The 21,501-nt window shown below is 59.5% G+C and carries 17 protein-coding genes; 7 read left to right on the forward strand and 10 right to left on the reverse strand.

What is annotated here, in order from left to right; all coding sequences use genetic code 11:
• Nucleotides 1-47 precede the first annotated feature (47 nt).
• The 5 genes from EYC95_RS14470 to EYC95_RS14490 all read left to right on the forward strand — a co-directional run bounded on the left by EYC95_RS14470 (nucleotide 48) and on the right by EYC95_RS14490 (nucleotide 8,019).
• Complete coding sequence (locus tag EYC95_RS14470; RefSeq protein WP_131060962.1) at nucleotides 48-344, forward strand: pyrroloquinoline quinone biosynthesis protein PqqE; 297 nt, start codon at nucleotides 48-50, stop codon at nucleotides 342-344.
• 278 nt (nucleotides 345-622) lie between these two features.
• Nucleotides 623-2,428 carry a phenylacyl-CoA dehydrogenase gene (locus tag EYC95_RS14475; RefSeq protein WP_131060963.1) on the forward strand — a complete coding sequence of 602 codons (1,806 nt, stop codon included), beginning with the start codon at nucleotides 623-625 and terminating at the stop codon, nucleotides 2,426-2,428.
• Nucleotides 2,429-2,802: 374 nt separating this feature from the next.
• Nucleotides 2,803-4,092 carry a GGDEF domain-containing protein gene (locus tag EYC95_RS14480; RefSeq protein ID WP_131060964.1) on the forward strand — a complete coding sequence of 430 codons (1,290 nt, stop codon included), beginning with the start codon at nucleotides 2,803-2,805 and terminating at the stop codon, nucleotides 4,090-4,092.
• A 90-nt stretch (nucleotides 4,093-4,182) separates the two neighbouring features.
• Nucleotides 4,183-5,979, forward strand: coding sequence for an acyl-CoA dehydrogenase C-terminal domain-containing protein (locus EYC95_RS14485; RefSeq protein ID WP_131060965.1), 1,797 nt, complete (start codon nucleotides 4,183-4,185; stop codon nucleotides 5,977-5,979).
• Nucleotides 5,980-6,240: 261 nt separating this feature from the next.
• Nucleotides 6,241-8,019, forward strand: a complete 1,779-nt coding sequence (locus EYC95_RS14490; protein ID WP_131060966.1) for an acyl-CoA dehydrogenase C-terminal domain-containing protein — start codon at nucleotides 6,241-6,243, stop codon at nucleotides 8,017-8,019.
• A 227-nt stretch (nucleotides 8,020-8,246) separates the two neighbouring features.
• Here the strand turns inward: EYC95_RS14490 and EYC95_RS14495 are convergent, their stop codons facing one another.
• Complete coding sequence (locus EYC95_RS14495; RefSeq protein ID WP_131060967.1) at nucleotides 8,247-9,176, reverse strand: LysR family transcriptional regulator; 930 nt, start codon at nucleotides 9,174-9,176, stop codon at nucleotides 8,247-8,249.
• A gap of 169 nt (nucleotides 9,177-9,345) precedes the next feature.
• Here EYC95_RS14495 and EYC95_RS14500 point away from each other — a divergent pair, with 169 nt between their 5' ends.
• Nucleotides 9,346-10,587: an aspartate aminotransferase family protein gene (locus EYC95_RS14500; RefSeq protein WP_131060968.1), complete on the forward strand. Its 1,242-nt coding sequence runs from the start codon at nucleotides 9,346-9,348 to the stop codon at nucleotides 10,585-10,587.
• A 207-nt stretch (nucleotides 10,588-10,794) separates the two neighbouring features.
• Nucleotides 10,795-10,953 carry a YqaE/Pmp3 family membrane protein gene (locus EYC95_RS14505; protein ID WP_131060969.1) on the forward strand — a complete coding sequence of 53 codons (159 nt, stop codon included), beginning with the start codon at nucleotides 10,795-10,797 and terminating at the stop codon, nucleotides 10,951-10,953.
• 107 nt (nucleotides 10,954-11,060) lie between these two features.
• On the opposite strand, the gene EYC95_RS14510 is transcribed toward EYC95_RS14505, so the two are convergent.
• The 9 genes from EYC95_RS14510 to EYC95_RS14550 all read right to left on the reverse strand — a co-directional run bounded on the left by EYC95_RS14510 (nucleotide 11,061) and on the right by EYC95_RS14550 (nucleotide 21,338).
• A complete protein-coding gene (locus EYC95_RS14510; protein ID WP_131060970.1) occupies nucleotides 11,061-12,887 on the reverse strand; it encodes a S9 family peptidase in 1,827 nt (608 codons plus the stop codon).
• Nucleotides 12,853-14,007, reverse strand: a complete 1,155-nt coding sequence (gene pqqE / locus EYC95_RS14515) for a pyrroloquinoline quinone biosynthesis protein PqqE (RefSeq protein WP_165557462.1) — start codon at nucleotides 14,005-14,007, stop codon at nucleotides 12,853-12,855. The genes EYC95_RS14510 and pqqE overlap by 35 nt, the downstream gene beginning before the upstream one ends.
• Nucleotides 14,000-14,275, reverse strand: coding sequence for a pyrroloquinoline quinone biosynthesis peptide chaperone PqqD (pqqD, locus tag EYC95_RS14520; protein ID WP_131060972.1), 276 nt, complete (start codon nucleotides 14,273-14,275; stop codon nucleotides 14,000-14,002). Before pqqD ends, pqqE begins: the two co-directional genes overlap by 8 nt.
• Nucleotides 14,272-15,024 (reverse strand): pyrroloquinoline-quinone synthase PqqC, encoded by a 753-nt coding sequence (gene pqqC, locus EYC95_RS14525; RefSeq protein ID WP_131060973.1) that lies wholly within the window; start codon nucleotides 15,022-15,024, stop codon nucleotides 14,272-14,274. The genes pqqD and pqqC overlap by 4 nt, the downstream gene beginning before the upstream one ends.
• 128 nt (nucleotides 15,025-15,152) lie before the next feature.
• Nucleotides 15,153-16,064 carry a pyrroloquinoline quinone biosynthesis protein PqqB gene (gene pqqB / locus EYC95_RS14530; protein WP_131060974.1) on the reverse strand — a complete coding sequence of 304 codons (912 nt, stop codon included), beginning with the start codon at nucleotides 16,062-16,064 and terminating at the stop codon, nucleotides 15,153-15,155.
• A 79-nt stretch (nucleotides 16,065-16,143) separates the two neighbouring features.
• Nucleotides 16,144-16,218 (reverse strand): pyrroloquinoline quinone precursor peptide PqqA, encoded by a 75-nt coding sequence (gene pqqA / locus EYC95_RS14535; RefSeq protein ID WP_009045898.1) that lies wholly within the window; start codon nucleotides 16,216-16,218, stop codon nucleotides 16,144-16,146.
• Between the two features lie 155 nt (nucleotides 16,219-16,373).
• A complete protein-coding gene (pqqF, locus tag EYC95_RS14540) occupies nucleotides 16,374-18,800 on the reverse strand; it encodes a pyrroloquinoline quinone biosynthesis protein PqqF (RefSeq protein WP_131060975.1) in 2,427 nt (808 codons plus the stop codon).
• 48 nt (nucleotides 18,801-18,848) lie between these two features.
• Nucleotides 18,849-19,643: a carbon-nitrogen hydrolase family protein gene (locus EYC95_RS14545; RefSeq protein ID WP_131060976.1), complete on the reverse strand. Its 795-nt coding sequence runs from the start codon at nucleotides 19,641-19,643 to the stop codon at nucleotides 18,849-18,851.
• A 12-nt stretch (nucleotides 19,644-19,655) separates the two neighbouring features.
• A complete protein-coding gene (locus EYC95_RS14550) occupies nucleotides 19,656-21,338 on the reverse strand; it encodes an NAD(P)/FAD-dependent oxidoreductase (protein ID WP_131060977.1) in 1,683 nt (560 codons plus the stop codon).
• Nucleotides 21,339-21,501 lie beyond the last annotated feature (163 nt).

Consider the following 21,501-nt stretch of genomic DNA (forward strand, 5'->3'; position numbering starts at 1 on the left):
TCTGGTTCAATGGCTGCCATTGATCCCTTGTAGGACGAGTTCCCCCTATGGAAATCTCAGGAAACACCGCTTTCTATGCCGGTCTGAGCACTATTCAGACCGGGCAGAACCGTGTCGATCAATCTTCAAGCCAGATAGCCAGCAGCACTATCGAGCGTTCGGTAACCAGCCAGTCTTCCGAATTTCAGGTGGACCGCTTGCGTTCGGTTGACCGTAGTCAGCAATCGGACCTGTCCAGCAACATGGTCGAGATGGCGCAGGGCAAGTTTCAGGTTGAGGCTGGCGTCAAAGTCGCCAAGGCTTCCGATGAAATGCTTGGCACGTTGATCGATACTTTCGCTTGATCCTTCGCTGAATCCGCCCTGCCAACGCCGCGACTATTCGCGGCGTTTTTGTGCGTAAGTCCTTCTCCCTCAACTAATCTTTCCTGCATGGCCTGTTGCGTTGTCAACGGCGGCTGTGCGACTGCGTGTTCGGTATTTGCGCAGCGTGATGACGAACGGCAAAAGATCGGCGCTTGACAAGATTTGGTCGTAAACGTATGTTTCAAACAACTGTTTGACCGTCACAACAAATCAACACGGTCGTTCATTCCCGGTTACATCAGCAGAGGTTTATCGCTATGCCTGACTACAAGGCCCCCTTGCGTGATATTCGCTTCGTACGTGACGAACTGCTCGGCTACGAAGCGCACTATCAGAGCCTTCCGGCTTGTGCAGACGCAACTCCAGACATGGTTGACGCCATTCTCGAAGAAGGCGCCAAGTTTTGTGAGCAGGTGCTGGCTCCGCTGAACCGCGTGGGTGACACCGAAGGCTGCACCTGGAGCGAGTCCGGCGTTAAAACCCCGACTGGCTTCAAAGAAGCCTACAAGCAATTCGTTGAAGGCGGCTGGCCAAGCCTGGCCCACGACGTAGAGCACGGCGGCCAAGGCCTGCCGGAGTCTCTGGGTCTGGCGGTCAGCGAAATGGTTGGCGAAGCCAACTGGTCGTGGGGCATGTACCCAGGCCTGTCGCATGGCGCGATGAACACCATATCTGAGCACGGCACGCCTGAGCAGCAAGAGGCTTACCTGACCAAACTGGTTTCCGGCGAATGGACCGGCACCATGTGCCTGACCGAACCGCACTGCGGCACCGACCTGGGCATGCTGCGCACCAAGGCCGAACCTCAGGCCGACGGTTCCTACAAAGTCTCCGGCACCAAGATCTTCATCTCGGCCGGTGAACACGACATGGCCGACAACATCGTCCACATCGTGTTGGCACGTCTGCCGGATGCACCGGCTGGCACCAAAGGCATTTCGCTGTTCATCGTTCCCAAGTTCATGCCGAACGCTGACGGTTCGATCGGCCCTCGCAACGCCGTGACCTGTGGCTCCCTGGAACACAAAATGGGCATCCACGGTAACGCCACCTGCGTGATGAACTTCGACGCGGCCACCGGTTTCCTGATCGGCCCGGCGAACAAAGGCCTGAACTGCATGTTCACCTTTATGAACACCGCACGTCTGGGTACCGCGCTGCAAGGTCTGGCCCACGCTGAGATCGGTTTCCAGGGTGGCCTGAAATACGCTCGTGATCGTCTGCAAATGCGTTCGCTGACTGGCCCGAAAGCGCCGGAAAAAGCCGCTGACCCGATCATCGTTCACCCTGACGTACGTCGCATGCTGTTGACCATGAAGGCGTTCGCCGAAGGCAACCGCGCGATGGTTTACTTCACCGCCAAGCAAGTAGACGTCGTCAAATATGGCGTGGACGAAGAAGAGAAGAAGAAAGCCGACGCACTGCTGGCCTTCATGACCCCAATCGCCAAAGCCTTCATGACTGAAGTCGGCTTCGAATCTGCTAACCACGGCGTGCAAATCTACGGCGGTCACGGTTTCATCGCCGAGTGGGGCATGGAGCAGAACGTTCGCGACAGCCGCATTTCGATGCTGTACGAAGGCACCACCGGTATCCAGGCACTCGACCTGCTGGGCCGTAAAGTGCTGATGACTCAAGGCGAAGCCCTGAAAGGCTTCACCAAGATCGTCCACAAGTTCTGCCAGACCAACGAAGGCAACGAAGCGGTCAAAGAGTTCGTCGAGCCATTGGCTGCGCTGAACAAAGAATGGGGCGAACTGACCATGAAGGTCGGTATGGCTGCCATGAAGGATCGCGAAGAAGTCGGCGCGGCGTCCGTGGACTACCTGATGTACTCCGGTTACGCCTGCCTGGCCTACTTCTGGGCTGACATGGCGCGTCTGGCTGCCGAGAAACTGGCTGCCGGCACTTCCGAAGAGGCGTTCTACACCGCCAAGTTGCAGACTGCGCGCTTCTACTTCCAGCGCATCCTGCCGCGTACCCGCACTCACGTTGCAACCATGCTGTCGGGTGCCAACAACTTGATGGACATGAAAGAAGAGAACTTCGCGCTGGGCTACTAAGCTTTAACGCAGCTCTTCATAAAGCCGCTACACCTTCGGGGGTAGCGGTTTTTTTGTTTTGAACAATCAAGACCACGTGGGTGACCAAAACGCCGTGACGTTAAAACCCGTCAGTCCAAAAATAACCACCCGGCAAGCAGCAGACGCGTTGATTACGCTTACACCCGTCGATGCAGAAGGCGCAGAGTTGAAGAGGGGCCGTTGCTGCCGTTCTACAACGATTTTTGAGGGGATCAAGTCACTGGTCGCGCGAGTTGTGGCCAGTGACGCAGCATTTAAAAAAACCTGACAAATCGCTCAGTAAGTCGGCATTTCTGCCGTTACAGTAGGTGGGCACAATGCCATCTATTGTCATGACGGTCGGAGCTTTACCCTTGCCGCGTTCTTCCGCTGTACGTTTCAGCCATTTCCTACCGTCGTTACTGCTTTTACTTGCGGGGCTTGCGGCCGCCTACATCAAGGATCTCAACGTCTTCTTCACCTCGCTGTTCAACGTGCTGCCAACCCTGGTGCTGTTGCTCGGCGGCGCGTACTGCGCGGTTTACCGACGTCAGCGCGAGTTGTTTCTGATGGTGACGGTGTATATCGCCTACTTTTTGCTCGATACCCAGACCGACTACTACCGCGACAACGGCAAGGTCCGTGATGACGCAGCCGTGGTTTTTCACTTGTGTTGTTTGTTGCTGCCGCTGTTGTTCGGCGTGTTTGCGGCCTGGCCGGAGCGCACGCATTTGTTTCAGGACATGGTGGCGCGCTTCGCGGTGTTGCTGGCCGTCGGCAGTGTCGCGTTGGGGCTGGAGCAAAGTTATCCCCAGGCCTTGCTGATGTGGCTGTCGGAGATCCGTTGGCCGGCGCTGCATGGCGCCTGGATGAGCCTTATCCAGTTGTCCTATCCGGTGTTCATCGCGTCGTTCCTGCTGCTGAGCTGGCAATACTGGCGTAACCCGAGACCTTTGCACGCCGCACAACTGGTGGGTTTGCTCGGGTTGTTCTGGGCGTTGCCGAAAACTTTCATCCTGCCGTTCACGCTGAACATCATGTGCAGCCAGGTGATGTTGATGATTGCCGCAGCGGTCGCCCACGAGGCCTATCAAATGGCCTTCCGCGACGAGCTCACCGGTCTGCCGGGTCGCCGCGCCTTGAACGAGCGGATGCAACGTCTGGGGCGCAATTACGTGCTGGCCATGAGCGACGTCGATCACTTCAAGAAATTCAACGACACCCACGGTCACGATGTAGGTGATCAGGTGCTGCGACTGGTCGCCAGTAAGCTGTCGAAAATCGGCGGAGGCGGTAGGGCATATCGCTACGGCGGTGAGGAATTTGCGCTGGTGTTCGCGGGCAAAACCCTCGAAGAGTGCATGCCGCACCTGGAAGTCATCCGCGAATCCATTGCCACTTACAGTATTCAACTGCGCAACCAAGACGCCCGCCCGCAGGACGACCAACAGGGGCGTCAGCGTCGCGCGGGCTCCGGCGCTTCAAGTGTGTCGGTCACCGTGAGCATCGGCGTGGCCGAACGTGTGGAGCAGCGAACCCCGGAAAAAGTGCTCAAGTCCGCTGACGAAGCGCTCTACAGCGCCAAGGGCGCCGGGCGAAATTGTGTGGTGGCCTTCGGTCAGACTCGCCGTGGCGCAGTGCGCATGGACGGCGCTGCGGGTTGAGTGATGATGGCGCATTCAGCGTCTGGACTGTGATTGTGAGGCAGGGTGGGCGGCAGTAGGTTTGATCGATCTGCTGACGGAGAAACGACCATGCCTGAGTACAAAGCCCCCCTGCGCGACATGCGCTTTCTGATCGACCACGTCTTCGACTTCCACGCCAGCTATGCCGCGCTGGGCGCCACCGATACCAGCCCGGACATGGTCAATGCGATCCTCGAAGAGGGCGCGAAGTTCTGTGAGAACGTTCTGGCGCCGTTGAATCGCAGCGGCGACGAAGAAGGCTGCCATTTCGACAATGGCGTGGTGACAACGCCTACAGGTTTCAAGCAGGCCTTCGCACAATACGTGGAAGGCGGCTGGCATGGTCTGGCCGCTGATCCGGCTTACGGCGGCCAGGGGTTGCCAAGTTCCCTGGGCTTGGTCATCGGTGAAATGGTCGGCTCCAGCAATACCTCGTGGGGCATGTACCCCGGCCTGACCCACGGCGCGATGTCGGCCATCCACGCCCACGGCACCGAAGCGCAGAAGAACACCTACCTGAGCAAACTGACGGTGGGCCAATGGACCGGCACCATGTGCCTGACCGAGGCTCATTGCGGCACTGACCTGGGCATCATCAAAACCCGCGCTGTGCCTTCAGCCGATGGCAGCTACGCGATTTCCGGTAGCAAGATCTTCATCTCGGCCGGCGAACACGACATGAGCGACAACATCATTCATTTGGTGTTGGCGAAACTGCCGGACGCTCCGGCAGGCACCCGGGGCATTTCCCTGTTCATCGTTCCCAAGTTCCTGCCCGATACCCAGGGTGAAGCCGGCGAGCGCAACGGCGTTTCCTGCGGCTCGATCGAACACAAAATGGGCATCAAGGCCTCGGCCACCTGCGTGTTGAACTTCGATGCGGCCAAGGGATTTTTGATCGGCGAGGCGAACAAGGGCTTGAACTGCATGTTCACCATGATGAACCACGCACGGCTCGGTACCGGCATGCAGGGTTTGTGTCTGGGTGAGGCGAGTTTCCAGGGGGCGATCAAATACGCCAACGATCGCCTGCAAATGCGCTCGCTCACCGGCCCGAAAGCGCCGGAAAAAGCCGCCGACCCGATCATCGTGCATCCTGATGTGCGCCGGATGTTGCTGACCATGAAAGCCTTCAACGAAGGCAACCGTGCGCTGACGTATTTCACCGCGCAGCTGCTGGACGTGGCGCATCTGAGCCCGGATGAAACGGCGCGCCAGGACGCCGAAGACCTGCTGGCGTTCCTGACGCCGATCTGCAAAGCCTTCATGACCGACACCGGTCTGGAAGTCACCAACCACGGGATGCAGGTGTTTGGCGGTCACGGATTCATCCGTGAATGGGGCATGGAGCAGCTGGTTCGCGACTGCCGGATCGCGCCGATCTACGAAGGCACCAATGGCATTCAGGCGCTGGATTTGCTCGGGCGCAAAGTGCTTGGCAGTCAGGGCAAACTGCTGCGTGGCTTCACCAAAATCGTCCACAAGTTCTGCGCGGCGAATGCCGAGCACCCACAACTTGCCAGCTATGTGGCGCAACTTAATGGCCTGAATCAGCAGTGGAGCGAGTTGACCGCCAAGGTCGGCATGGCCGCGATGAAAAATCCAGACGAAGTCGGTGCTGCGTCGGTGGATTACTTGATGTACAGCGGCTACATCATCCTCGGCTATCTGTGGCTGCGCATGGCGCTCGTGGCCCAGGCGCAACTCGACGCGGGCAGCGGCGATGCTGATTACTGCCGGGGCAAACTGGCAACAAGCGAGTTTTACTTCAAGCGGTTGCTGCCGCGCACTGCCGCTCATCGGTCGGCTATTGAAGCGGGGAGTGATTGCTTGATGCAGCTGCCGGCGGAGCTGTTTGCGCTCTGACAATTGTTAAAAGCTTCGCGGGCAAGCCTCGCTCCAGGTTGGAGTCGTTCACGGATATGAGTGACCCCGACCTGTAGGAGCGAGGCTTGCCCGCGAATGCGTTCTGGCAGGCGAGAACTATCTCAGCTGAAATTCTGATGACTAAAAATTACAAAATGGTCATGAGCTGACCCTATGTGTCGTAAAAGTTGTTGGGTTACACTCGGACCCAACGAAAACACCATTCCTACGAATCACCTGTTTAGATCTGCGAGGTTTGCCATGGCTGACTACAAAGCGCCCCTGCGCGATATGCGCTTCGTCCTCAATGAAGTGTTCGAGGTCGCCAAACTCTGGGCCGAGCTGCCAGCGCTGGCTGAGACCGTCGATGCGGAAACGGTAGAAGCCATTCTCGAAGAGGCCGGCAAAGTCACCAGCAAAAGCATCGCGCCCCTGAGCCGTGCGGCTGACGAAGAAGGTTGCCATTGGGCGGACGGTGCCGTCACCACGCCGGCAGGTTTCCCACAGGCTTATCAGACTTATGCCGAAGGCGGTTGGGTCGGTGTCGGTGGCGATCCGACTTACGGCGGCATGGGCATGCCCAAGGCTGTTTCGGCGCAAGTCGAAGAAATGGTCAACTCCGCCAGCCTGTCATTCGGTCTGTACCCGATGCTGACCGCCGGCGCCTGCCTGTCGATCAACGCCCACGCCAGCGAAGCGCTGAAAGCCGCATACCTGCCGAACATGTACGCCGGCGTCTGGGCTGGCTCCATGTGCCTGACCGAGCCACACGCCGGGACTGACCTGGGGATCATCCGCACCAAGGCCGACCCTCAGGCCGACGGGTCCTACAAAGTCAGCGGCACCAAGATTTTCATCACCGGCGGTGAGCACGACCTGACCGAGAACATCATTCATTTGGTACTGGCCAAACTGCCAGATGCGCCGGCGGGGCCCAAAGGCATTTCGTTGTTCCTGGTGCCGAAGTTCATGGTCAATGCCGATGGCAGCCTGGGCGCGCGCAACCCGGCGAACTGTGGTTCGATCGAGCACAAAATGGGTATCCAGGCGTCTGCGACCTGTGTGATGAACTTCGATGAGGCCGTGGGTTATCTGGTCGGCGAGCCGAACAAAGGCCTGGCGGCGATGTTCACCATGATGAACTACGAGCGTCTGGGCGTCGGTATCCAAGGCCTGGCCACCGGCGAGCGCTCGTACCAGAACGCCGTCGAATACGCCCGTGATCGTCTGCAAAGCCGTTCGCCAACTGGCGCGCAGAACAAGGACAAGGTCGCCGACCCGATCATCGTTCACCCGGACGTGCGTCGCATGCTGCTGACCATGAAGGCCTCGAACGAAGGCGGCCGTGCGTTCTCCACTTACGTGGCGATGCAACTGGACACCGCCAAGTTCAGCGAAGACGCGACCACCCGCAAACGTGCGGAAGATCTGGTTGCACTGCTGACGCCAGTGGCCAAGGCGTTCCTGACCGACCTCGGTCTGGAAACCACCGTTCACGGCCAGCAGGTTTTCGGCGGCCACGGTTACATTCGTGAGTGGGGCCAAGAGCAACTGGTTCGCGACGTGCGCATCACCCAGATCTACGAAGGCACCAACGGCATTCAGGCGCTGGACCTTGTAGGACGCAAGATCGTCGGCACCGGCGGGGCGTTCTATAACCTGTTTGCTGACGAGATCCGTCATTTCACCGCGACCGCCAGCGATGATCTGGCTGAGTTCACCAAGCCGCTGAACGATGCCGTCACCACCCTCGACGAACTGACCTCGTGGCTGCTGGACCGGGCAAAAAACAACCCGAACGAAATCGGCGCTGCCTCGGTCGAGTATCTGCAAGCATTCGGTTACGTGGCGTACGCCTACATGTGGGCACTGATGGCCAAGGCAGCGTTCGGCAAAGAAGCGCAGGACGATTTCTACGCGAGCAAGTTGGGCACGGCGCGGTTCTATTTCGCACGTCTGCTGCCGCGTATTCACTCGTTGAGTGCGTCGGTGAAGGCGGGTAGCGAGTCACTGTTTCTGCTGGACGCTGCACAGTTCTGACGAAGTCGCGTCATGTAAGCATTCTCTTACATGACGTGCTGCTGTTCTCCCATAGGCGTCGATTGGATCCAGAGCTAATCTACTTCACATGGACGTCGCGCAGGAAGCGCAAAGCAACAACACGGACACGTAGGATTCTGCCAGGACGGCGGAGTGAAATGGATGTCAGGGAAACAGTCTGCAAAGCCCCGCTTCGGCGGGGTTTTCTTTCGCCTGCAGAAAAGTCGTCAGCTCAGCCCGTCGAGCGTAGTCGAGCTGTTCAAGCGCTCGTCCGGCCCGTTCATCACTTCCTCCAACAGCGTGCGCAATAAGGCCAGCGAGGCTTGTTGCCGTTGCACATCCCGACACACCAATCCGACTTTCAGCGGTACTCGCGGCTCGGTCAGCGGTTTCCAGAGTAGTTCGTTATTGCCGAGCGCCTTTTGTGAGCGCCCGGGCAGGACGGTGGCCAGCCGGGTGTGGGGCAGGCTGTCGAGAATGCCCGCCATGTTGTTCAGTTCCGCCTGCACCTGCGGGCGTCGTCCCAGATTGGCCAGTTGCGTCTGCCAGATCTGCCGCACCTGGAATTCCTCTCCCAGCAACAGCATGGGCAACTCGGCCGCCTGACTCATCGAGACTTTCTTGAATTCGCGCAGCGGGTGGTCCGCCGGGATTACAAGGGTCAGTTCATCTTCGTACAGCAGGACGCCATGCAAACCCGGCTGACGGGGCGGCAGGTAGCTGATGCCGATGTCGAGGGAGCCATTGAGCAGCCGTCGCTCGATTTCCAGGCCCGTCAGTTCATAGATCTGCACCACCAGATGCGGCTGCGCCTTGCGCACGCGTTCGAGCATCTGCGGCACCAGACTGGTGTGAACCGTCTGCAACACGCCGATGGCCAAGGTGCGTAATGCCTGGCCCTTGAAGTTGCCCAGCGCTTCACGTGCCCGTTGCAGGCCATCGAGCAAGGGCAGGGCGTGGTTGTACAAAGTGTGGGCGGCCAGGGTGGGCAGCAGACGCTTGCTGCTGCGTTCGAACAGGCTCACATCGAGGTTTTGTTCGAGCTGGCGGATCTGCTGGGACAGTGCCGGTTGGGAGATTGAAAGTCGCTCGGCCGCCCGGCCTACGTGGCCCTCTTCGTAGACCGCGACGAAATAACGCAGTTGCTTGAAATCCATAAGGTGCGCTTATCGAAAATGCTGGGAAATCGAAATGGCTCGACGCCTTGCCTGAGCCTAGTCTAACCGCATTCACAAGGCTTACAGGGCCAGAGCGCACGATGAATACCGTTTACGTCGATGGTGTTTACATAGGTAAGGCAAAAAACCTCAAACGAGGTTTGTCCCGATGAATCTGTTCAACTTGCGTCGCAATCCACCGAGCCTCGATGACTTGGTCGCAGATACTTTCCAGTCGTCCAGAAGCGACAACCTGTTCAGCGAGTGCCTGATGCCCAGTGTCGAGCGGCCGAAACAGATTTTCGTCCGTGGCCAAGGCTCATGGTTGTGGGACAGCGATGACCGCGCTTATCTGGATTTCTCGCAGGGTGGCGGCGCCAATAGCCTGGGCCACAGCCCTTCGGTGCTGGTCAACGCGATCTCGGAACAGGCTCAATCGGTGATCAACCCCGGTTTTGGTCTGCATAACCGCGGCATGCTCAACCTTGCCGGGCGGCTCGGCACCAGCACCGGCAGTGATCAGGCGTACCTGCTCAACAGCGGCACCGAAGCCTGTGAAGCAGCGGTCAAACTGGCACGTAAATGGGGTCAATTGCATCGCAGCGGGGCTTCGCGGATCATCGTTGCGAGTAACGGCTGCCATGGCCGTAGTCCCGGGACGATTTCCGTGTCGGACTTCCACCACGTTCCCTTCAATGATCTTGCAGCGATGCACGCAGCGGTCGATGCCCGGACTGTGGCAATCATGCTCGAACCGATCCAGAGCGAAGCCGGGGTGATTCCGGCCACCGAGTCCTACCTCAAGGGTGTCGAACGCCTGTGCCGGGAACTGGGGATTCTGTTGATCCTTGACGAAGTGCAAACCGGTATCGGTCGCTGCGGCACCTTGCTTGCCGAACAGTCCTGTGGCGTTCGAGCAGATATCGTCGTCCTCGGCGAAGGGCTTGGCGGTGGCGTGCCATTGGCCGCGTTGCTGGCGCGAGGCAAGGCCTGCTGTTTCGAGGTGGGCGAACTGACGGGCACTCATCATGGCAATGCGCTGATGACGGCTGCCGGTCTTGCTGTGCTCAACACTATTCAGGACAAGGGTTTTCTCGACCATGTGGGCGAAACCGGCCAGCACCTGCGCGAAGGCCTGAGTCGTTTGGCCCATCGCTATGGGCACGGCGAGTTGCGCGGTCAAGGGCTGCTCTGGGGACTGACCCTGTCCGACGATTCGGCTGATGCCGTGGTCAAGTCAGCGTTGTACGAAGGCTTGTTACTTAACGCCCCGCAACCCGATTGCCTGCGCTTTACCCCGGCCCTCACCGTCAGCAACGCCAACATCGACGAAATGCTCCTGCGCCTGTCCCGCGCCTTTTCCCGCGTACGCACCGCACAAATGCAGTGCCGCAAAGGGATTGCGGTCTGATCAGACCTTTCCCGCACGAATTTCCGAACCGTCTCGCGGTAATAACGCATCGCCCCACGTTTGATTCTTTTCGCGTGGGGCGTTTTTTTGTCTGCGAATTCATTGGGTTCCGGAGTGAGGTCAGGTTTCCAAATGAACCCTGACGAACGGCGCGGGTCGATTAGCTGTAGGGCTCACACGAGTCCACTTCAAATCAGGAGCTGCCCCATGGATTTAATTCGCATCATCATTGCCATTCTGTTGCCGCCACTGGGTGTGTTTCTGCAGGTCGGTTTCGCCGGCGCGTTCTGGCTGAATATTCTGCTGACACTGTGCGGGTACATTCCGGGGATCGTGCATGCGGTGTACATCATTGCCAAGCGCTGAATTCTACGGCGTCAGATAGATCGCCTTCGCGGGCAAGCCTCGCTCCTACAGAAATAACCCCGTACCCTGTAGGAGCGAGGCTTGCCCGCGAAGGGCGCGATGCGGTTTCAGCTTGCTAGCTCGATCACCCGCCGATAAAACAACCACTCCTGCTCCAGCGCATGGGCCTGATTCCCGGCCTTGCGAAAGCCATGACGTTCGTCCGCGTAGTAATGCGCGTCAACCAGTATGCCGTTGTCCTGTAGCGCCTTGACCATGTCGCGAGTCTGTTGCGGCACCACCACGGCATCCAGCTCGCCCTGAAAGAAAATCACCGGAACGCTAATGTTGCTCGCATGCAGCAACGGTGTGCGCGCGGCGTAGCGATCGGCGTCCTGTAGCGGATCGCCAATCAGCCAATCCAGATAATCGCCTTCGAACTTATGGGTCGCCCGGCCCAGTGCAACGGGATCGCTGACACCGTAAAGGCTGGCGCCGGCGCGGAAGACTTGGTGAAAGGCCAACGCACAAAGGGTGGTGTAACCACCGGCACTGCCGCCGCGAATAAACGCCTTGTCGCCGTCGATCAAGCCTCGTTCTGTGAGATGCGCGACTACGGCGCAGGCGTCCTCCACGTCGAACTCGCCCCAACTTAAATGCAGCGCCTGGCGATAAGCCCGGCCATAACCACTGCTGCCGCGGTAGTTGAGATCGGCCACGGCGAAGCCGCGTTGCGCCCAGTACTGAATACGCGGATCAAGCATCGGGTAGCAGGCGGAGGTCGGGCCGCCGTGGATGAACACCACCAGCGGTGGTTTCGCATTGCCGGTCATAGCCGGATAGAAGAAGCCATGGGCCTCGGCCGTACCACTGGGATAACGCAGGGTTTGCGGAACGCTGATCTGCCCGGCGGGTAACGGTGCAATCCCGCCAGCCAATACCTTGACCTGCCGGGTATCGCGGTCGATGGCAATGACCGCCGAAGAACTGACCGGCGATGCCGCGATGCAGTAAATGTATTGTTCATCGAGCGCGAGATGGCGAAAGCGGCTGTAATCGCCGGTGAAATCTTCAGCGTCGTCACCGCAAAGTGCCAATTTGCCAAACCCGCCTTCGGTCCAACTGGCCAGGTAGCTGCCTTTACCAAGCGGCAACCACGTGCAGCCACCCAACTGCCACGGCGCTGGCCCATGATCAGCGGCGGCACCCGTCAATGGGCTCAGGCCCTCTGCGGATTCCACCCAAGGCTGCCAGTAGCCGCCGCGATCCGTCAGGCAAAACAGTTGGCCGCCGCCATCGAAACGAGGTTGCTGCAGCGACTCCTGAATCCCCTCGCCAGCCACACAACGCGGCCGAGCAAAGCCTCCACCGTTCTGGTGTTCGGCAACCATCAGGCGAGTCGCGGTCCATGGCTGATCCGGGCGGCTCCATTCGATCCACGCCAGTCGTTGCGAGTCAGGACTCAACGTCGGCGCGGCATAGAAATCGGCGCCTTCGGCCAGCAGATGACGCCTGCCATCAGCCACATCGATCGCGACCAGACGATGCCGGTCACGGTTCTCTTCAACGGCGAGTACCTGGCCATTGGAAAACTGCAGATCGCCGTAGCGGCATTCCCCTGAAGTCATCACCTCAGGCGTCTCGCCCGCCAGCGATTGCCGATAGAGTTGTTGATCTGCTTCGTTGACGAAAACAATCCCGTCATCGGTCAGACAAAACGCGCCACCGCCATATTCGTACACTCGACTGCGCACGCTGAAGCCTGTTGGCGTCAGACAGCGGGTCTGGCCGTCGCGCCAATGCCAGATCCTGCAGGCAGCATCCTCGGGTCGGTATTCGTTCCAGAACAGGCCATGCTTGCCGACCAGCAATTCGGCGAAGTCGATACCGGCCGCGACGGCCCGGGAGGCGCTGAAGGGTTCAGCGTTTAGCGATGAGTCGTGAATTTCGTTCATTGCGAAAGGCCAGTTGTTCGATGGTCTGGGTCGCGTGCTCGGCTTCTTCGCGGGCCTTGAGAATCACGCCGTGATGTTCCGACTTGCTGCACACCGGGTCGGCATTGCTCGCGTCACCCGTGAGCATGAACGCCTGGCAACGGCAGCCGCCGAAGTCTTTTTCTTTCTCATCGCAGGAACGGCACGGCTCGGGCATCCAGTCGTAACCGCGAAAACGGTTGAAGCCAAACGAGTCGTACCAGATGTGCTGCATGCTGTGGTCGCGCACGTTGGGAAACTGCACCGGCATCTGTCGGGCACCGTGACACGGCAGGGCGGTTCCGTCCGGCGTCACTGTCAGAAAGATGCTGCCCCAGCCGTTCATACAGGCTTTCGGGCGTTCTTCGTAATAGTCCGGGGTGACGAAAATCAGTTTGCACGGGTGCCCTTCGGCTTCGAGTTTGGCGCGGTATTCGTTGGTGATGCGTTCGGCGCGGACCAGTTGTTCCTGGGTCGGCAACAGACCGACCCGATTGAGCTGCGCCCAACCGTAAAACTGGCAAGTGGCGAGTTCCACAAAGTCCGCCTCAAGGGCGATGCACAACTCAATGATCCGGTCGATCTTGTCGATGTTGTGCCGATGGGTCACGAAATTCAGCACCATCGGATAGCCGTGGGCTTTCACTGCACGAGCCATTTCCAGCTTCTGCGCGAAGGCTTTTTTCGAGCCGGCCAGCAAGTTATTCACTTGCTCGTCGCTGGCCTGAAAACTGATTTGGATGTGGTCCAGGCCGGCCTTCTTGAAGTCGCTGATTTTCTGCTCGGTCAGGCCGATGCCCGAGGTGATCAGGTTGGTGTAGAAACCCAGCTTGCGCGCCTCGGCGATCAGCTCGGCGAGGTCCTGGCGCACCAGCGGTTCACCACCGGAAAAGCCCAGCTGGGCGGCGCCCATCTCCCGCGCTTCGCGGAACACCTTGATCCACTGTTCGGTGCTCAGTTCTTTACCTTGCTCGGCAAAGTCCAGCGGGTTGGAGCAGTACGGGCATTGCAGCGGGCAGCGATACGTCAGCTCGGCCAGCAGCCACAAGGGCAGGCCGATTTCCGGTTTTGGCGGTAACTTGTCTGACGCGAAATCAGGCAAGTTCGATCCAGTGCTGAGCACGGGCGACCTCCATGAATTGCTCGATGTCTTCACCGAGCTCGGGCACGCCGGGGAACTGCGCGTCCAGTTCGGCGATGATCGCCGCGACATCGCGTTCTCCGTCGATCAAACCGCCGATCAGCGCGGCGCTTTCATTGAGTTTGATCATGCCTTCCGGGTAGAGCAGCACATGGCCTTTCTGCGCCGGTTCGTACTGGTAGCGGTAGCCCTGACGCCAGGTCGGGGTCTTGCTGCGATCAAAACTCATAAGGTGATTCCTTTATGCCAGACCCGCTGCTCGGTCACGCTGTGATAGGGCGGGCGTTTCAGTTCGTAGGCCATGCTCATGGCATCGAGCATGCTCCAAAGGATGTCCAGTTTGAACTGGAGAATTTCCAGCATGCGCTCCTGGCCTTCACGCGTCGTGTAATGCTGCAACGTGATCGCCAGACCGTGCTCCACATCCCGGCGTGCCTGGCCGAGGCGCGTGCGGAAATACTCGTAACCGGTGGGGTCGATCCACGGGTAATGCTGCGGCCAGCTGTCCAGGCGCGATTGGTGGATCTGCGGCGCGAACAACTCGGTCAGCGAGCTGCTGGCGGCTTCCTGCCAACTGGCCCGACGGGCGAAGTTGACGTAGGCGTCCACGGCAAAACGCACGCCGGGCAGTACCAATTCCTGCGAGCGCAGCTGATCCGGGTCGAGGCCGACGGCCTGGCCCAGACGTAGCCAGGCTTCAATGCCGCCGTCTTCGCCGGGGGCGCCGTCGTGATCCAGCAGGCGCTGAATCCACTCGCGACGGATCTCGCGGTCCGGGCAATTGGCGAGGATGGCGGCGTCTTTCAGGGGGATGTTCACCTGATAGTAGAAACGGTTGGCGACCCAACCCTGGATCTGCTCACGGGTTGCCCTCCCTTCATACATCGCCACGTGATACGGGTGGTAGATGTGGTAATAGGCGCCCTTGGCGCGCAGGGCGGCTTCGAATTCGGCGGGGGACATTGGGGTGTCAGTCATGCGGTTCTCCGGGTACGACCGGTGGATTCTGTTGTGTCTGGTCCGACGCCTTCGCGGGCAAGCCTCGCTCCTACAGGGGCACGCGCCGAACCTGTAGGAGCGAGGCTTGCCCGCGAAGGGGCCATCCGCTACAGCACAAGACTCATGCCGTCATAAGCCACTTCAACATTGCGCCGAGCCAACTCAGCACGCTCCGGCGAATCCTCATCAAGAATCGGGTTGGTGTTGTTGATGTGGATAAGCACCTTGCGCTGCTTGGGCAACTGTTCCAGCACTTCGAGCATGCCGCCGGGGCCGTTTTGCGCCAGATGGCCCATTTCCCGACCGGTGCGGGTGCCGACGCCACGGCGCTGCATTTCGTCGTCGTCCCACATCGTGCCGTCCACCAGCAGGCAATCGCTGCCGGCCATGATCTCCAGCAGCGGTGCGTCGACCTTGCCCAGGCCCGGTGCGTAGAACAGTTTGCCGCCCGTGTTCAGGTCTTCGACGATCAGGCCGATGTTGTCGCCCGGGTGCGGGTCGAAGCGGTGCGGCGAGTATGGTGGCGCGGCGCTGCGCAGGGGCAGCGGGGTGAAGCGCAGACTCGGGCAGGCCGGGATGGTGAAGCTGCGGTCGAGTTCAATGCGGTTCCAGGTCAGCCCGCCGTTCCAGTGGGTCAGCATTTTGAACAGCGGAAAACCGGTGCTCAGGTCTTCGTGGACCATGTCGGTGCACCAGACCTGATGCGGGCAACCTTCGCGCAGGCTGAGCAGGCCGGTGGTGTGATCGATCTGGCTGTCCATCAGGATGATCGCGCTGATGCCGGTATCGCGCAGGGCGCGGCCCGGTTGCATCGGGGTGTAGCTCTGGAGTTGGGTTCGGATGTCCGGCGACGCGTTGCACAGAATCCAGTTCACGCCATCATCGGAAATTGCGATGGACGACTGGGTCCGCGCCTTGGCGTTCAGGCTGCCGTTGCGAAAACCTGCGCAGTTCACGCAGTTGCAGTTCCACTGGGGGAAACCGCCGCCGGCGGCGGAACCTAGAATCTGGACAAACATGGGCGCTCCATCATTTCAACGCTGAAAATAAAAACGCCCCGGTAAACCGAGGCGTTGCACATCATTACAACGGCAGACCTTAGCGGCTTGCGAAGTACATGGTGACTTCAAAGCCGATACGCAGGTCGGTGTAAGCAGGTTTGGACCAGGACATGGGAGCGCTCCTTCAGGTGATGAGACAGTAGAGATCTATACATATAGTCCACCTCCAGCCGGAGATGTTCAGATAGTTAGGTGGCTATGTTACTCAAAATTTCCGAGCGATTGGCCGCGAATCTTTGAGAAAGCTAATTGCAGCGTCGGTAATGATCATTTTGCCACTTGCCAAGGCGCCTTTGTGCAAGCACTGCTGGCCAGACAGCGCCAGCCACCTTCGGCTTGATTCAGTCTGTGGGCGGCGGCAAGCAAGGCTTTGCGGTCGATCATCAGAATCGCTGGCGGCAGACGCTCCAGATAATCCGACAAGTGGCCGGCCATTTTGCCCTGCCAAAGCAGTTCCGCTGCCTGTGCGTGGGGCAGAGCGTTGCTGTGGAATTGATCGGCCAGGGCCTCGCGCTGGGCGATGAAGGTCGCGTCATCGATGCCTTCAATCATTGCAGGCATTTCGCTCAAGAAGCGTTCTATGTGTTCCAGCAGATCCTGCGGGGCGACGCTCGGTGATTGAACGCCGAACAGCAGCCCGGTCTGCCCATGGATCTGCCGCAGGCCGCTGAACACGGCATAACCCAATTGCAACTCAACCCGCAGGCGCTGATAAAACGGCGTCTGGCCCAGGTGGGCGAGCAAGCGCCAGGCGGCGTCGTCCGTGATGTCCCGCGTGGCCGTCGGACAAAACAGCAACAGCGCGTGTTCGCTTGAGCCGGTGTCGAGAGCGCTCCACAGATGCAGCGAGTTTATCGAGGTGGGCGGCGGCGGCTGATCGTCCGCAACTCCGGGCACGCGGCTCAGTGCCAGGCCCATCGCTGCTTGAGTCTGCGCCGACAAGCCCGTCGCCAGACCTTGCCAGCGCGCGCTCGCCCACAACTGCTGCACGTCATCGGTGTCAGCGGTGCGCTCGAGACATTGCTCGGGCAGCGTCTTCAGCAGCTGTTTTATCGGCATCAACGGCAAGCTGGTCGTTTCTTCCTGTGGGAAACCTGCATCAGGTTTTGTCAGTTCTTTCAGCGCATGTTCGAGGACGGTCGGCATCGGCTCCTGCAGTCCAGTCATCTTCAGCAGCCACTCATTGCCTGATGCGCTGAAGGAAAAGTCGACGCCCGCCTGACGGGCGTCTTCACGCAGAAGCTGCAGGCGATTTTCCAGGCTCGACTGAAGACGGCGGTGAGGTTTGGATAACAGTCGCCAGCGCAGATAAATCGCACCTTCATCCGTGTTGTCCGGCAACGCCTGGCTGAACTGCATCGGGGAGTTTTCGCGACGGCTGCGCGAGCGATCCTGGGCAAACGTCCGCAGGCCCCGGTGTTTGCTGGTCTGGCCGCGAATCAGCCCGGCATTGGCCGCAGGTGTTTCAGCACGTAAAAACGGGTTGGGCGTCGGCAATTGCCATTCACCGGTGAAGTTATCCACAGCACCGATTTTCTTGAGGATGTCCATGAGCGCTACGACGCCCTGTTCGGATAAGCCGGCTTCAAGCTGCTCGCTGTCCTGGCGGGCCCGTTGCAGGGCGCCGCTGACTTGTTCCTGACGGTCGAGCAGGGCGGCGTATTCTTTGCGCAACTCGGTCCAGTTTTGGTGAGAAGCAAAAAAGCCCAGCCAATCCACCAGTCGCTCGCGGATCGCGTGCGCCGGTTGGGCCGTGGTGAATTCAATGTGTAGCAAGGCTTGCCCGGCGAACTGATACAACGGTGCAGCTTTCAGGCTTTCTGCCAGCCCGCGTGTGCGCAATTCAGCCAGCAGACCGCCAGGTTTCGCGGCGTTCAGCCAATGGCACAGAAACGCTAATGCTTCGCGCGATGAGTCGGGTAACGCTTCGAACGCGAATAGAAGATCGAGCCGACGCTCGCCAACCTGTTGATAACTTTTGTCGGAAGAATCCATCAGCGGTGCAGGCGCTTCTTGCTGGACCTTTTTCCCGACGCTAATAGCAGCGTCGAAACGCTGGGCCATTGCCCTCAACTCATCGAGACTTTGCGGGCCGGCCAGGCTCAAGGTCATCTGCCCGGTCTGATAAAACTGCTGATGGAAATCCTGCAACGCTTGCTGAAACTCCGGCTGCGGCACCGGCAGGCTGTACCGGTTGCCAGCATGAAACGCCCGAAGCGGGTGAGCGGCCGAAAGCCCATCGAACAACGCGAACTGCTGCTGGGCCTTGGCATCCCGGGACCAAGTGACAAATTCAGCGTGTAGCACTTCCCGTTCCCGCCGCTGATCGTTCGGATTCATACGTGGATGAGCGAGCATGTCTGACAGACGCGCCAACCCATCGGTGAATGCTTGGGGCGGCAGTTCAAAAAAGAAGTCGGTCGTGCGTTCACTGGTGCGCGCATTGACCTGGCCGCCGTGACCTTGCACGTAGGCCATCAGCCCTTGCCCTGCGGGAAAGCGCTCCGTGTCCAGGAACAGCAAATGCTCAAGAAAATGCGCGAGGCCGGGCCACGCCAGCGGCACGTCGTGACTGCCCGCGAAAACCCGCAACGCAGCAGCGCAGCGCTTCAAACCGGGAGCATGACGCAGCGTCACCCGCAGACCGTTGGCCAGGGTTTCAGTGTGGGGTCGAGGGTGATTCAGCGCAGGCATGAGCACTTCCAGAACAGAGAAGCGCCAATGCTAGCGGATAACGGTGGATCAGCGCTTGTTAAGGTCGCCGTAAAGCTCCGGGCGGCGATCAATCAAGTAGCGGTTGGCGGCGCGGGAATCGACCATCAACTGGCGATCCAGCTCGCCGACAATCAGCGCTTCATCCAGGCCCGCCTGGGCGATGCGGCTGCCATCCGGTGCGGCGATGCTGCTCTGGCCGCAGTAATTGATCTCGCCTTCATGCCCGCAGTAGTTGGCGTAAGCCACGTAACACTGGTTTTCGAAGGCCCGGGCGCGGACGGTGACGTCGGCGACGAAGTCGAAGGGAATCATGTTCGCCGTCGGCACCAGGATCAACTCGGCACCGGCCAGGGCCAGGCGCCGGGCGTTTTCCGGGAACTCCAAGTCGTAGCAGATCAAAAAGCCGAGTTTCCAGCCATTGAGTTCCACCAACGGAAACTCACCCTGCCCGGCGCTGAACATCGAGTGATCCAGGTCGCCGAACAGGTGAGTCTTGCGGTAGTTGCACAGGCGCTCACCGTTGGCGTCGATCAATTGCACGGCGTTGTAGATCTGCCCGTCCTCGGTACGCTCGGGGTAGCCATACAAAATGGCGATCCCCGCCGTCTTGGCAATGCGTGCGATCTGCTGCGCCGATTCACCGTTGTGCACCTCTGCCAGCACGCTGACGGCATCGATGCCGATGTTGTAGCCGGTCAGGAACATCTCAGGCAGCACCAGCAAGTCTGCGCCCTTGGCCTCCAGCGCCAATTGATGCAGGCGTTGCAGGTTACCTGCGACGTCCAGGGGCAGCGGCGGACATTGGTAAAGGGCTACGCGCATTTAGGATTCCTCTTACTCGGGCAGGGCGATCGGACCGATCTCGTTGAACACATCACCTGGACCCGGGTTCTCGGCGTGAGTTTCACCGCCGAAGTGTTTCATGATGCCCCACACCGCGTTGAGCGAGGTCTGTACCGCGCCTTCAACCCACGCCGGCGTCCACGAAACGTCGTCGCCGGCGATGAAGATCCCTCGTTGCTCGGCCGGCATGTCGTCCTGCATGAAGTGCGCATACATGCGCTGGTTGTAGCGATAGTGACCGGGCAGGGCGCCTTTGAAAGCACCGAGGAAATGCGGGTCGGCTTCCCACGATACGGTGATCGGATCGCCGATGATCCGCGCGGCGATGTCGACTTTCGGGTAGATCTTTTTCAACGCGTTCAACGCTAGTTCTACGCGTTTTTCCACAGGGTGCGGAAGCATTTTCAACGCATCGCTCATCCACGAGTACGACAGGCAAATCACGCCCGGCTTGTCGTCGCCGTTGTCGAACAGATAGGTGCCACGGGTCAGGCGATCGGTGAGGGTCATGCTCATCAGGTCGCGGCCGGTTTCCGGGTCCTTGTCCTTCCAGAATGGCCGGTCGACCATCACGAAGGTTTTCGATGATTGCATGTAGCGGGTGCGGTCCAGGGCCATCCACATCTTTTGCGAGAACAGGGTTTCGTCGCATTCGATCTGGGTAGTAAGCAGCCAGCTCTGGCAGGTGGTCAGTACTGCTGCGTACTCGCGGGTATCGCCGTTGTTATCGGTTACCGCAAAACGGCCGTCAGGGGCGTGAGCGATTTTTTTAACCCCAGAGCGTGGCGCGCCTCTGTGCAGCGACTTGAGGCTGGTGCCTTCGGGCCAGTGCACGCAACGTTCCGGCACATGGCGCCAGATGCCTTGCGGCACTTGTTCGACGCCGCCGACGACCAGATGTTGGTGATCGTCGCAGTTGGTCATCACGACGCGGAAGATTTCCAGCATCGAGTTCGGGAAGTCCGAGTCCCAGCCGCCCGTGCCGAAACCGACCTGGCCGAACACTTCGCGGTGATGGAACGAGAGCTTGGCGAATGCTTTGGAGGTGGCGACAAAGTCGTAGAAGGTGCGGTCGTCCCACAGCGGAACCAGAGTGTTCCAGAGCTCTTTGAGACGCGGCACGTCACGGTCGCGGATCGCTTGCTGGATATCGGAGAACTGCGAGCCTGCCTCCAGCGCATCCGCCCACGCGTCAGCCACTTCCTGGAACAGTGCAGGAAGATCCGCCAGTTTTTGTGCGTAGTGGGTTTTGCCTTCCAGGTCGATCACGGTGCTGCCAGAGGCCGGCGTCAGCGGATTGGGAAAAGGTTTGGTCTCGAGACCGAGCTTGTCGACATAGTGGTAAAACGCTGTGGACGACACCGGGAAGCGCATGCCGCCCAGCTCGGCGACGATGCCATCGGTCCCGTTGAACGCCTGGGAGCGCAGACGGCCACCCATTTTCGAGGCTTCATAGACGACGGGTTTGAGGCCCAGTTTCATCAACTCGTAAGCCGCCACCAGACCGGCGATACCCGCGCCGACAATCGCCACTTCGGCACCATGATTGTGCGCAGGAATGCTGCCCAGGCCGACCGGGTGTTCGATCCAGTCGTCAAAAGCGAAAGGAAAGTCCGGGCCGAAAATGGTGACTGGTTTTTTACCGTCTGCAGGATGGCGATTGTTCTTGTTCATGGCTGACCTTACTGGCGACCCGACGCGGAATGCGCATCTGAGTATAGGAAAAGATGGCAGCCATTCTAGAGAGCGTAGAACACGTTAATAAGACGCAATGTGTCGTCGTTTTGCCAATTAACCAATCAATATGACGAGCTAGCGCTACATACCGTCAGTGTAG

This window comes from Pseudomonas sp. BGI-2 (assembly GCF_004310295.1).
In the GTDB taxonomy this organism is placed as follows: domain Bacteria; phylum Pseudomonadota; class Gammaproteobacteria; order Pseudomonadales; family Pseudomonadaceae; genus Aquipseudomonas.